Genomic DNA, 12,589 nt, shown 5'->3' with positions numbered 1-12,589 from the left:
CGGATATACGTGAGCAGTCGATCCGACGACCTGAACTGTGAAATGCTAGCAAGCCGGGAGGAGTCCATATACGCCCCTCCTTTCCTAGACACCTCAAGAGCCTCACTGGACTGCCCCGGCTCCTGTAGGCAATCCTGCCCTATGATTTGAGCATAGGAGGATGTCCATGAGCACACTGCGTTTCACCCCTGAATTCAAAGAAGAAGCCGTCAAACAGGTCACTGAGCGCGGCTATCCCGTCGCCGAAGTAGCCACTCACCTTCGCCCATCATCTTGATGCCGGTGCTGTCCACCAGGAGATGCAGACACCCCTACTTCTTCTGTACCGGGATACGCACCTGCAGATCTTTCTGCCGGCGAGAAAGCGTGCTGAAGTCGGGAACGGCCCAGTCAAGCCCCGCCAGGCGAAGCATGCTTTCAACCATGCCTGTAGCTTGCCGTAACGCCAAGCCAAAGAGACATTTAATGGTGAGACAGAACTGAATGGCAGCGTCGGAGAAAGTTGGCTGACGTCCCCGCTTGCCTGTGGCAGGCGCCAGCCAGTTCATGTCTTTGTCGAGCCAGAGGAGTAGCTGCCCTCGCTGCTTGAGGGACTGGTTGTAGGCATGCCAGTTGGTGGTCTGGTACTTGGGAGGGCGGGGCTTACTCATGCCGTCATTCTACCGGGTGTGAGCAAGTCCCGATTAATGCAACAAAGCCATGACGTGGAAAGAACTAACTCAGCGAGTGTCTGTGGTTGGTCGCAGGCGGATGGTCTTGACGATAGCTTCGTATAGGGCTTGGATTTGTTTGGTGGACATAGTGGATACGCCGGTCACTCCAGCTACACCTTCACCTGAAGTGATGGCCAACTCAATCTTTGGCTTAAGTGGGTTGCCGATCTCTCCTTGTGTTTCCCATGTGAAACTTTGCGCCTCTCCCGTTCCATCATCAGATGGAAAATGGACTAGAGACTCTTCCCCTGCCATTCCATTTATAGTGAGCAGCCCTTCTCTCACCCTCTTGATCTTTCCTGGAAACCTTGAATCAACTTTACTTTCTTTGATACGGGTTAGCAAGGATGGCTGACTCCTGGATAGAACAAAGCTTTCTACACTAAACCAGACATCATGGTTTTTCTTTAAGGAAAATGTTATGGAGGCTCTTTCAAAGTGCGAGGTCTTGCCATCGTTGGCAATAAAACCATTTTCGATACAAAACCCTGCCTCGGTAGGAATTTCCCGATCAGAACGATAACGAACGTTCTTCAAGTAATCATTAAATCTAGCAATTATTGAATCAATCCTTTGATCATCATAAGGTCTCTTCGATGTCGTAAATATCCACCCTCGATCCCACTTGAATGAGTCAATGCTGTACATCGGGCTGCCAAATGCTTCCTTGTAGCCAAGCAACAAATGGCTTGTCTTGCTTGGCGCAATCTCTCGATTGAACTGGAACCGCTCTGAGGCGGTCTTCCCTTCTTTCAACTCATTTAATCTCTTTTCAATTTTCTGTCTGAGCAAATTTTCACCGCCACGTTCAGTTTTTATCGTTGTGCTCAGGTAAGTATTTCCTTGCCCTTTCAGTTCGGCCTCATAGGGCACATCCACCAGGTAACGGCCAAAGCAGTAGGTTTTCATTTTGTCGAACATCTGGGACTCCGCGGCGTAAACAGGGATGCTGGCCAGCAGCATCAGCGCTAGAAAGTATCGAGGGCTAGGCATGATTGGCTCTTCTCACAATGGGGTGGCCGGTGCAGCCAGTTGCACCAGTTTGGCGATGCCATAGACCGTGGCCTGGATGGCGTAAGGGTCCTTGTAGCTCATCTGGTGATTGAAGCCCGCGATACGAAATACCGCCTTGGGCTGAGGTTGCAGCCGGTCCAACACTTTGGCGGAATCCAGCGGTACCGTACCGTCCCCCCCCTGGTCACGATCATTGCCAAGCTTGAATTTGACTTCAGGAGAGCCGGCCTCACCATACAAAGGTACGGTGCTTTTGCCAGTCAAAGACCGCTGCCTGTCCCGCTGGTAAATCAATGGCAGCACATCATCATTGGGGATGTCGCCGGAGGTTTGCCAATGGATATGACCGAAGGTGCGGTATTTCTTTTCGTCGATACCGTAATAACCATAAGTCTGCGGGTGGGCATAAAGATCAAGGGTATCGTGGAGATCTTTAGCGCTGTCTAAAGCATTCCGGTGCACCTGCAGGGGCGTACTATCTTCCGAGGTTAACTTGTTGGCCGGATCAATCAGCGCGGGATCCAGCATCCCCCACCAGCAGTCGTCAGTGGTCTTGCTGTAAATTTCCTCGTAAGGGTCGGCCTGCGGCAAGCTGAATAGCACTTCTTCACTGCCTTTCTTGGCGACTTTCAGCCAACCGGGAGGGTAGTGTCGGGTCGGCAGTAGTTCCAGTGGACCGGGAGAGCAGGCCAAGGTCGGCGTGATGTCGGCTGCATTCCAGCCGATGATGGCGGCAACCGCCGCACCTTCGATGTCGAAGAAGCCACCGACCTCGGTACCAGCCCGGAAGCGGCGGTAGACCACTGGTGCTCCGGCCACGGGCTGCACACCGTGCACTACGCCCAACACTTTGTCCGGGGCAAGTTGGGCAGCACGGCGACCTACAAGGCCCCCCATCGAGTGGGTGACCAGGATCACCTTGCCTTCGCAGTCGAAGTAGTCTGTCTTTTGGTAGTGTTCGATGACCTGGTCGATTTTTTCTACCAAGGATTTTGCCGAGTCTTCGTTACTTTGCAGCCAGTTGTAACCATGCGCCCATACCGGGTAGTAATAATCGTCCAGGCGCAGAATTTCTTCTTCGGATAAGGCCGGCGGCGTCGTATTCCAGGCCTTCACGGCTGCTGCCGCCACTGTGGCATAGTCTGGCTCGCCAGACGTACGAGATGCAGCCTGCTCTCCGCCATTGAGATGGCTGAGCAGACCTATTTCAGGAAGCAGGAAATTACCATGTTCCTGTGGCCGACCGGGCTTGCTGTACTGGTCGTTGAGACTGACTTCCAGCTGCTGCAGGATAGAGTGGTAGCTATCCGCGTGCAGTGCGCCCCAGCCACGACGTTTGGCCTCTTCTGTCGTGACCCAGTGCAGATCGCCAGAAACCTGGCAGGGGCCGTCGGGGTTGACTTCGGTGCCGTTGGGGTCGAATAGGACTTGGCGCGTCTCGGGACTTTGGCGCGCCCCTGTCCATGCCCCTCCTATGCCCTCCAGCGTACCATTTGGTGGTGCCCAAGCCTGGACTTGCTTTTTATCCTTGAGCCGCAAGTTCGTTCCCATAATTCCTGGCACAAAGATCACCGGGATCACGTTATGCGGTGGTTTCACGCACAGCGCACGCTGCTTGAAGCTTTCCGGACTTTTAACCGATTCGAAATACGGGTTGCCCTGCTTGTCGAATTGCAGAGGTATGCGGCGGGTTGCACTGTTCAGGACGTCTGCCATTATCCGTTCCGTTTAAGGGTCATCTTCAACTGATCCATGAGCTTGCCGCTCAAGGTGGCGGTGGCGCCGCTGCCATCGGTGCTACCGGCGCCTTCCTGCTTGCCCAGGCTGTTGAGAACCTCGTGTGGGAGCGAGGGCTGCGCTTTGCCGGAACGGCCGGCCACCCCAAATTGTTCATTGGTGGTCAGCGAGCTTTGCGGCATGCCGGGTAGCCGGGCGCTGACACTAGCCGGACCGTCCATGACATGGTTGCCGGCGTGCTGGGTGTGGCTGGCTGTGGTTTTAGTGACGATGCCGTTGCTGTAGACGGCACTGCCGTTCTTACCGCGGATTTCCACCTCTGGCGCTTCCATCACGATCTTTTCCAGCGAGTACAAGTGCAGCAGTTTGGCGGCACCGATTTCCACACCGTCGCTTTGTGCCTGGACCCGGATAGGGCCTGCGGCGGCGATCAGCTTCATGCCCAACTGTTGCACGAAGATGGAGAGCGACTGGCCGACGCGCATGCGTAGCATCTGCCCGACGCTGACATTACTGTCCTTGGCGGCCACCAGGTCGTGGTTGCTGCCAGCTGCCACCGCAATATTGGCCTCACTGGCCAGTGCGATGCCTTCCGGCGCTCCCAGCGCCATGATGGCTTTATGACCTACCTTGGCTTGGGTTGCGGTGTTGCCGCCATTCTCCCACTGCTGGATATGCTCCAGGAGCTGTTGCTGTGGCTGGGTATCCGTGCTCTCTGCTTCGTGGGTTTCGGCTTGCTTGGCCAGTTCTTGGGCAATGGACAGGGCCATTTGTAACTGGCCAAGTAGCTCCTCTCGGTCCAGCTGATTGCCACTTGCTCCCTGGCGGGCATGGGCACTGAGCAGCAAGCCTTGAGCCGCGCGCAGTGCGCCGGTGAGGTCGGTGCGCAGCTCGAAGCCTTCGCCGCGGGGTTCGGCTTTGCCGTCCGCGCGCGGGTGGGTGAGGTAGCCCTGGTTGAGCTGGGTCTTGCCGTGTTCGGAGGACAGCTTGGCGCGCACTTCGCCCGGGGTGTCGTCGAACAGCAGTTCGTTGTACTGGCCGCCGTGGTGTTCCTTGCTCTTGATGCCGGACAGCGTGCGGTTGGCGGGCAGGCTGCCGGCGCCGCTGAACGCCGGCGGCGGGTGGCTGCCGTTGTACAGCACGCCGGTAATCACCGGGCGGTCGATGTCGCCTTCGATGAAGTCGACCAGCACTTCCTGGCCGATGCGCGGGATGAACTGGTGGCCCCAGCCGGCACCGGCGCTGGGCATGGCGACGCGCAGCCAGCAGCTGGAGCGCTCGTCGAGGTTGGCGCCGCTGTCCGGGTGTTCGTCCGGCCGCTGCCAGTGGAACTGCACCTTGATGCGGCCGTGGGCGTCGGTGTGGACTTCCTCGTTGGCGGGGCCGACCACGGTGGCGGTCTGCGCACCGCGCGCGGTGGGCTTGGCGTCGTTCGAGCCGGCATACAGCGGCGTCAGCGGAATGCCGCGACGCTGGGCGTCGAAGGCGGTGCGGAACGGCGCGTCATCTGCTGCTGCCAACGTTGGCCGCAAGGCTGCCGGCAGGCTGCGCGCCAGCTCGGCCGGCAGGTTGTTGCGTACATTCAGCGTCTGGCGGGTGACCACGAATTCGCGCTGCTCGGCGCTGTCACCGTCGTGCGCCGGGTGCTCGTCGAGGCGGAACCACTGCCCGGCGGTGAGGCCGCGCACCGCGCCGCTACCGGTAAAGGTCTTGGCCTGCGCATCGTACGCCTGCTGCCGCAGCCGCGCGTAGTGGCTGAGCTGTTCGGCATCGCTGGCGTAGTAGGCGCCGGGGGCATCGTAATGCTGCAGGCTGGCTTGCAGACGGCTGCCGTCCAGCCCCTGCTCGACGGCAGTCTCGTCGCCGCTGTGGCCGGTGGCCACCGGCTGGTAGTCGTAGCTCGCCAGCGCCACGCTGCCGGGCACGATCTGCCGCGCGCCGTCCCAGCGGGTGAGACCATCCTCCTCTTCCGTCGCATCGCTGCGGTGGAAACGCACGCGGCCAACATCGGCCGCCGGCAGCGCATACGGATCATCGAAGGCCAGCAGCTGCACCTGCGGCGTGTCGCCGTCCAGGTGGGCATAGCGCCAGGACAGCCCCTCTTCGCGCAGCAGGCGGCAGATGAAATCGTGGTCGGATTCGCGGTACTGCAGGCAGTAGCTGCGATTGGGCAGCGGGCCGGACAACACGAAATCCAGCCCCTGCACCGCGGCGAACACCGGGTTGGCCGCAGCGTGCTCGGCAAAGATCTGCCGCACGATGGCGTCTACGCTCTGATCCTGAAACACCCGCGAGGTCTGCCGCAGGCGCAGCAGCGCGAACGGCGGCTCGACGGTCAGGGCGTACTTGGCGAAGCCGCCATCGCTGCCCAGCGCCTCGGCGGCGCTGACCACGCCGCAGCGCAGGCTCTCGCTGCCGTCGGCGGCGGCGATGCCGAGCCGTACCGGCAGGCCGAGCAGCGACTTCAGTTCAATGCTGTCACTGGCGGACAGGCACTCGACGCGGAAGCGGTAATCGCCGGCCAGCGCCTCCTCGCCGGTCAGCCCCAGCGGCAGCAACGCCTCGCCCCAGCGGCTGCCGTCGCCCAGCTGCAGGCTGAGCAGGCGCTGCTCCTGGCTGAAGGCGGACGCGAAGCTGGCGAGCAGGTCGGGGAGGTTCATGGCAGTCACGCCGCAGGGAATAAAGCGCGCAATTATGCCAAAGAATTATCTATTTGTCCTTGCTGGCTGGGCATGCTTTGTCCGCAAAGCACCGCAAACCAGCTATTAGTTACAGATGTGGGGAAGGACCGCTTCAGCCGACGAGCAGCCCCTCCGACCCTCTCCCTTGCGCATCCTCAATCCCAACAATCTCAAACGAAAAGAGGCCCTTCCGGGCCTCTTTGCTTACTACTACTGGCAACAAGCTGATCATGTCATAGTCGTGACAGACTTTATTACCTCGTGACAGACTTTATTCTTTCTGATCACAAATCAAATATGACAAAGTCATTCTACCGTTACGGATTTGGCTAGATTGCGTGGCTTGTCCACGTCGGTGCCGCGCGCCAGCGCCGCGTGGTAGGCCAGCAATTGCACCGGGATGGCATGCACCACCGGGCTCAGCACGCCGACGTGACGCGGGGTGCGGATCACGTGTACGCCCTCCGACTCGCTGAAGTGGCTGTCGAGGTCGGCGAACACGAACAGTTCGCCGCCGCGTGCGCGCACTTCCTGCATGTTGGACTTCACCTTTTCCAGCAGGCTGTCGTTGGGCGCAATCACCACCACCGGCATGTTGCTGTCGACCAGCGCCAGCGGACCGTGCTTGAGCTCGCCCGCCGGGTAGGCTTCGGCGTGGATGTAGGAGATTTCCTTGAGCTTGAGCGCGCCTTCGAGGGCGATCGGGTAGTGCAGACCGCGGCCGAGGAACAGCGCGTCGTTCTTGGCGGCGAACTTGTCGGCCCAGGTCTTGATCTGCGGCTCGAGGTTGAGGGCGTGCTGCACGCTGCCCGGCAGGTGGCGCAACTCGTCCAGGTATTGTGCCTGCTGCTCGTCGCTGACGCGGCCGCGCACCTTGCCCAGCGTCACCGCCAGCGCGAACAGGGCGACCAGCTGAGTGGTGAAGGCCTTGGTCGAGGCGACGCCGATCTCGGCGCCGGCGCGGGTGTAGAACACCAGTTCGGAGGCGCGCGGGATGGCCGATTCACGCACGTTGCAAATAGACAGGGCAGCTGTGTGGCCCAGCGACTTGGCGTACTTCAGCGCCTCCATGGTGTCGAGCGTTTCACCCGACTGCGAGATGGTGACGACCAGGTGCTTGGGGTTGGCCCAGGCGTCGCGGTAGCGGTATTCGCTGGCGATCTCGACATCGCACGGCACGCCGGCGATGCTCTCGATCCAGTATTTGGCGGTCAGGCCAGCGTAATAGCTGGTGCCGCAGGCAAGAATCTTGACGCCTTCCAGCGTCGGCAGCAGCGCGGCAGCGTTGGGGCCGAACAACGCAGCGGTAAAGCCGGCGTCGAGTACCGCTTCGATGGTGTCCGACAAGGCCTTGGGCTGCTCGTGGATTTCCTTCTGCATGAAGTGGCTGTACGGGCCTAGCTCGAGCGAGGCCAGCGAGACGTCGGAGACGTGCACGGCGCGCTCCACCGGCTGGTCGTCCTTGTCGATCAGCTTGACGCCGTCGCGGGTGATATAGCCCAAATCGCCCTCTTCCAGGAAAATCACGCGGCGTGTGGCGGACAGGATCGCCGAGACGTCGGAGGCGATGAAGTTCTCACCGTCGCCCAGGCCCACCAGCAGCGGACAGCCCATGCGCGCGCAGATCAGTTCGTCCGGACGGTCCAGCGCGATCACGCCGATGGCGTAAGCACCGGTCAGTTCGCGCACGGTACTGCGCACCGCCTCGAACAGGTTGGCCGAAGCCTGATAGTAGTGATGCACGAGGTGGGCGATGACCTCGGTATCGGTCTGCGATTCGAAGCGGTAGCCCAGCTCCTTGAGCCGTTCGCGCTGCGCCTCGTGGTTTTCGATGATGCCGTTGTGGACCACGGCGATCTGGCCGTGCGAAATATGCGGGTGAGCATTGGGTTCAGTCACGCCGCCGTGCGTCGCCCAGCGGGTATGACCAATGCCGAGCTGACCATCGAGGCCTTCGGCCAGGGTCGCGCTTTCCATTTCGGCGACGCGGCCGACACGGCGCACGCGGCGGATCTCGTTCCCCGCCAGCACGGCCACGCCGGCCGAGTCGTAACCACGGTATTCGAGGCGCTTCAGGCCTTCGACCAGAACCGGAACCACATTACGCGCTGCAATCGCGCCGACAATGCCACACATATCAGTCTTCCTTGCGGGGTCGCACCCCAAGCCTCCTCCGGCCATTCCCGGCCGAAGGTTACAGTTATCGCGATGTCTTCACTACCCGGGCTGCACGGTGCCGTGCCTCAGCCCTTCTTCAGCGGGCGCTGCCAGCCGGCGACCGTGGTCTGGCGCGCCCGCGCCACGGTCAGCGCCTCGGCCGGCGCGGTCTTGCTGATCACCGAACCGGCGCCGATGGTGGCGCCGTCCTCCACCGTCACCGGCGCTACCAGCATGGTGCCGGAGCCGATGAAGGCGTTGTCGCCGATCACGGTCTTGAATTTGTTGACGCCGTCGTAGTTACAGGTCACCGTGCCGGCACCGATGTTGCTGCCGCTGCCGATTTCGGCGTCACCGATGTAGGTCAGATGATTGACCTTGGAACCGACGCCGATGCGGCTCTTCTTCACCTCGACAAAATTGCCGATGTGCACCTGCTCGGCGAGTTCCGCCCCCGGACGCAGGCGAGCGTAGGGACCGATCTTGCAGCCGGCGCCGACCACCGCGTCTTCCAGGTGCGAGAACGGCGCGATCTTGCTGCCGGCCGCCACCTTGACGTTCTTCAGCACGCAGTGGGCGCCGATGGAGACACCCTCGCCCAGCTCGACCTCCCCCTCGAACACGCAGCCGACGTCGATGCTGACGTCCTGGCCGTGGCGCAGCACGCCGCGGATGTCGATGCGCGCCGGGTCGGCCAGCGTGACGCCGGCTTCCAGCAGGGCACGCGCCTGGTTCTGCTGCAGGATGCGCTCCAGTTCGGCCAGCTGCACCTTGTTGTTGACGCCAGCGGCCTGCCACGAGGCCGGCACCTTGACGCCATGCACGCGCACACCGTCTCGCACGGCCAGTTCGATCACGTCGGTCAGATAGTATTCGCCCTGGGCGTTGCCGTTGGACAGCGCGCTGAGCCAGCCGGCCAGACGGACATTCGGCAGCACCAGCATGCCGGTGTTGATCTCGCGGATGGCCTGCTGCTCGGGCGCACAGTCCTTGTCTTCGACGATGGCGCGGATGCTGCCATCGTTATCGCGCACGATGCGGCCGTAGCCGGAAGGGTTGTCGAGAACATCGGTCAGCAGGGCAACCTCGTCACCGGCGGCCGCCACCAGATCCAGCAGCGTCGACTGGGTAATCAACGGAACGTCGCCGTACAGTACCAACGTCTTGCCGTCGGCCGGCAAGGCCGGCAAGGCCATCTTCAGCGCGTGCCCGGTACCCAACTGCTCGGCTTGCTCGGCCCAGCTCACCGCCGTTTCGCCAATCACCGCCCGTACCTTGTCGCCACCGTGGCCGTATACCACCACCAGCGTTTCCGGGTCGAGTGAGCGGGCGGTGCGGATCACCCGCGCCAGCATCGGTTCGCCCCCGATCGGATGCAGCACCTTGGGCAGGGAGGAGTACATGCGCTTGCCTTTGCCGGCAGCGAGAATGACGATACTGAGTCGGGCCATGAGCGTTGACTATGCGTTAAACAATGAAAAAAGGCTGCCACAGATGTGGCAGCCTTGCACTATACACGATTTGCTCGCGTGCTTTTAGTGGACACGCTTTCTGAGGTAGTCGAGCGCCTTCAGCTCGGCAATCGCCACCGCCAGCGCGGCGTGGGCTTTTGCCGTGTCGAGGTCGTCGACCGACTTCTTCAACGTTTCCTCGGCGGCACGCTTGGCCTCGTTGGCACGAGCCTCGTCGATATCCTCACCGCGAATCGCCGTATCGGCCAGAACAGTGATGTGGGTCGGTTGCACTTCCATCATGCCGCCCGACACCGCCACCAGTACCTCGTCCTTGGAGCCCGGCACTGTCAGACGCAGTACGCCGGGCTTGATACGGGTCAGCAGCGGCACGTGTCGCGGATACACACCGATCTCGCCTTCCTGGGCCGGAGCCACGAGGAATTCTGCCTCACCCGAGTAGATGAGCTGTTCGGTGCTGACCACTTCCACATGCATCTTGGCCATGAGCCCTCTCCTTGGTTACAGGGACTTGGCTTTCTCAGCAGCTTCGTCGATGGAGCCAACCATGTAGAACGCTTGTTCCGGCAGGTGGTCGTACTCACCGCTGAGAATGGCCTTGAAGCCCTTGATGGTGTCACGCAGCGACACGTACTTGCCCGGCGAACCGGTAAATACTTCGGCCACGTGGAACGGCTGGGAGAGGAAGCGCTGGATCTTACGAGCACGCGCCACAACCAGCTTGTCCTCTTCGGACAGTTCATCCATACCCAGAATCGCGATGATGTCGCGCAGTTCCTTGTACTTCTGCAGGGTGGTCTGTACACCACGCGCCACAGAGTAGTGCTCGTCCCCCACCACCAGCGGATCCAGCTGGCGGGAAGTGGAGTCGAGCGGATCCACCGCCGGGTAGATACCCAGCGAAGCGATGTCACGCGACAGTACCACGGTCGCATCCAGGTGGGCGAAGGTGGTGGCCGGGGACGGGTCGGTCAAGTCATCGGCAGGGACGTAAACGGCCTGGATGGAAGTAATCGAACCTTCCTTGGTCGAGGTAATACGTTCCTGCAGACGGCCCATTTCCTCGGCCAGCGTCGGCTGGTAACCCACCGCGGACGGCATACGACCCAGCAGGGCGGACACTTCGGTACCGGCCAGGGTGTAACGGTAGATGTTGTCCACGAAGAACAACACGTCACGGCCCTTGCCGTTTTCGTCCTTCTCGTCACGGAAATGCTCGGCCATGCTCAGACCGGTCAGCGCCACGCGCAGACGGTTGCCCGGCGGCTCGTTCATCTGGCCGTAGACCATCGCCACTTTGTCGAGGACGTTGGAGTCCTTCATTTCGTGGTAGAAGTCGTTACCTTCACGAGTGCGCTCACCCACGCCGGCGAACACGGACAAGCCCGAGTGCGCCTTGGCGATGTTGTTGATGAGCTCCATCATGTTCACGGTCTTGCCCACACCGGCACCGCCGAACAGGCCCACTTTACCGCCCTTGGCGAACGGACACAGCAGGTCGATCACCTTGATGCCGGTTTCCAGCAGTTCGGTGGCGCTCGACAGTTCGTCGAACTTCGGGGCCGGCTGGTGGATGGCGCGACGGGCGTCGGTGGCGACCGGGCCTGCTTCGTCCACCGGGTTGCCCAGCACGTCCATGATACGACCCAGGGTGGCGGCACCTACCGGCACGGAGATTGCTGCGCCGGTGTTGACTACTGCCATGCCACGCTTCAGGCCGTCCGAGCTACCCATTGCAATGGTGCGCACCACGCCGTCGCCCAGCTGCTGCTGGACTTCGAGCGTCAGATCGGTGTCGACCAGCTTCAGGGCATCATAAACCCTTGGCATGGCATCGCGCGGAAACTCCACGTCGAGTACCGGGCCAATGATTTGTACGATTTTGCCTTGGCTCATTATCGGTTCCTAACTCAATAAACTTTTACAGTCTGTTACCGGCTTACACCGCTGCGGCACCGGACACGATTTCGGACAGTTCCTTGGTAATCGCTGCCTGGCGCGACTTGTTGTACACGAGTCGCAGCTGCTTGATGGCGTTACCCGCGTTGTCGGTGGCGGACTTCATCGCCACCATACGGGCAGCCTGTTCGGAAGCCATATTTTCGGCTACCGACTGGTACACCACCGATTCGATGTAACGCTTGACCAGGAACTCCATGACGTCGAGCGCATTCGGCTCGTAGAGGTAATCCCACGAGTGTGTGTGCTCGACCACCATGTTGTCCGGGGACAGCGGAAGCAGCTGTTCCAGGGCCGGCTCCTGCTTCATCGTATTGATGAAACGGGAATACACGATGTAGACCGCGTCCAGTTCGCCATCGGCGTACTGCTTCAACATCACTGTAAGCGGGCCAATCAGTTTGTCCATCTTGGGCACATCGCCCAGATGGACCGCGCTCGCCGTCACGTTCAGGCGGGTGCGCTGGGCGGCAGAAAGACCTTTCTGACCGAGGCAGCACACGTCGACCTTGACATCGGCATCTTGCAGTTCTTTCACCTTGGAGAAGAAGCGCTTGAGGATGTTGGCGTTCAAACCACCACACAAGCCCTTGTCCGAGGTGACGACAATGATGCCGGCACGCTGGATGACGTCGCGACGGGCAAGCAGTGGATGCTCAAGATCCGCATTAGCCTGAGCGAGGTGCGCCATGACGGTACGCACCTTCTCGGCGTAAGGACGGGCAGCGCGCATACGCTCTTGCGTTTTGCGCATCTTGGAGGTTGCCACCATTTGCATCGCGCGGGTGATCTTCTGCGTGTTCTGCACGCTTCGGATCTTGGTGAGAATCTCTTTTCCGACTGCCATTTCCTGAAC

The 12,589-nt window shown here is 60.8% G+C and carries 8 protein-coding genes and 2 pseudogenes; 1 reads left to right on the top strand and 9 read right to left on the bottom strand.

The features are described 5' to 3' along the window. Window positions 1-166: 166 nt before the first annotated feature. Window positions 167-274 (top strand): annotated as a pseudogene (locus AC3WG5_RS07520) (transposase); the annotation flags it as partial. Here AC3WG5_RS07520 and AC3WG5_RS07515 read toward each other — a convergent pair. The 9 genes and pseudogenes from AC3WG5_RS07515 to atpG form a co-directional block, all read right to left on the bottom strand. After that, window positions 240-650, bottom strand: a pseudogene (locus tag AC3WG5_RS07515) (IS5 family transposase); the annotation flags it as partial. The pseudogenes AC3WG5_RS07520 and AC3WG5_RS07515 sit on opposite strands and share 35 nt — an antisense overlap. A 69-nt stretch (window positions 651-719) precedes the next feature. Continuing rightward, a complete protein-coding gene (locus tag AC3WG5_RS07510) occupies window positions 720-1,634 on the bottom strand; it encodes a T6SS immunity protein Tli4 family protein (RefSeq protein WP_492568299.1) in 915 nt (304 codons plus the stop codon). 84 nt (window positions 1,635-1,718) lie between these two features. Beyond that, the gene (locus tag AC3WG5_RS07505; protein WP_492568298.1) at window positions 1,719-3,443 is read right to left on the bottom strand and encodes an esterase/lipase family protein; all 1,725 of its coding nucleotides are present in this window, start codon (window positions 3,441-3,443) and stop codon (window positions 1,719-1,721) included. Beyond that, window positions 3,443-6,124: a type VI secretion system Vgr family protein gene (locus tag AC3WG5_RS07500; RefSeq protein ID WP_492568297.1), complete on the bottom strand. Its 2,682-nt coding sequence runs from the start codon at window positions 6,122-6,124 to the stop codon at window positions 3,443-3,445. Before AC3WG5_RS07500 ends, AC3WG5_RS07505 begins: the two co-directional genes overlap by 1 nt. 327 nt (window positions 6,125-6,451) lie before the next feature. After that, window positions 6,452-8,281, bottom strand: coding sequence for a glutamine--fructose-6-phosphate transaminase (isomerizing) (gene glmS, locus AC3WG5_RS07495; RefSeq protein WP_492568296.1), 1,830 nt, complete (start codon window positions 8,279-8,281; stop codon window positions 6,452-6,454). Between the two features lie 107 nt (window positions 8,282-8,388). Continuing rightward, complete coding sequence (gene glmU, locus AC3WG5_RS07490; RefSeq protein ID WP_492568295.1) at window positions 8,389-9,753, bottom strand: bifunctional UDP-N-acetylglucosamine diphosphorylase/glucosamine-1-phosphate N-acetyltransferase GlmU; 1,365 nt, start codon at window positions 9,751-9,753, stop codon at window positions 8,389-8,391. 84 nt (window positions 9,754-9,837) lie between these two features. After that, on the bottom strand, window positions 9,838-10,260 hold the full coding sequence (locus AC3WG5_RS07485) for a F0F1 ATP synthase subunit epsilon (protein WP_008952164.1): 423 nt from the start codon (window positions 10,258-10,260) through the stop codon (window positions 9,838-9,840). A 15-nt stretch (window positions 10,261-10,275) separates the two neighbouring features. Further along, on the bottom strand, window positions 10,276-11,670 hold the full coding sequence (gene atpD, locus AC3WG5_RS07480; RefSeq protein WP_014088594.1) for a F0F1 ATP synthase subunit beta: 1,395 nt from the start codon (window positions 11,668-11,670) through the stop codon (window positions 10,276-10,278). A gap of 43 nt (window positions 11,671-11,713) precedes the next feature. Next, window positions 11,714-12,580 carry a F0F1 ATP synthase subunit gamma gene (gene atpG, locus AC3WG5_RS07475; RefSeq protein WP_014088595.1) on the bottom strand — a complete coding sequence of 289 codons (867 nt, stop codon included), beginning with the start codon at window positions 12,578-12,580 and terminating at the stop codon, window positions 11,714-11,716. Between the last annotated feature and the right edge of the window lie 9 nt (window positions 12,581-12,589).

This window comes from Pseudogulbenkiania sp. FW507-F1 (assembly GCF_058781125.1).
This window is presented reverse-complemented; position numbering and strand designations above follow the sequence as displayed.

Bases quoted from the DNA above. Each gene is read 5' to 3' on its own strand.
- AC3WG5_RS07510 (WP_492568299.1), bottom strand. From the start codon at position 1,634: ATGTTCGACAAAATGAAAACCTACTGCTTTGGCCGTTACCTGGTGGAT.
- AC3WG5_RS07505 (WP_492568298.1), bottom strand. From the start codon at position 3,443: ATGGCAGACGTCCTGAACAGTGCAACCCGCCGCATACCTCTGCAATTC.
- AC3WG5_RS07500 (WP_492568297.1), bottom strand. From the start codon at position 6,124: ATGAACCTCCCCGACCTGCTCGCCAGCTTCGCGTCCGCCTTCAGCCAG.
- glmS (WP_492568296.1), bottom strand. From the start codon at position 8,281: ATGTGTGGCATTGTCGGCGCGATTGCAGCGCGTAATGTGGTTCCGGTT.
- glmU (WP_492568295.1), bottom strand. From the start codon at position 9,753: ATGGCCCGACTCAGTATCGTCATTCTCGCTGCCGGCAAAGGCAAGCGC.
- AC3WG5_RS07485 (WP_008952164.1), bottom strand. From the start codon at position 10,260: ATGGCCAAGATGCATGTGGAAGTGGTCAGCACCGAACAGCTCATCTAC.
- atpD (WP_014088594.1), bottom strand. From the start codon at position 11,670: ATGAGCCAAGGCAAAATCGTACAAATCATTGGCCCGGTACTCGACGTG.
- atpG (WP_014088595.1), bottom strand. From the start codon at position 12,580: ATGGCAGTCGGAAAAGAGATTCTCACCAAGATCCGAAGCGTGCAGAAC.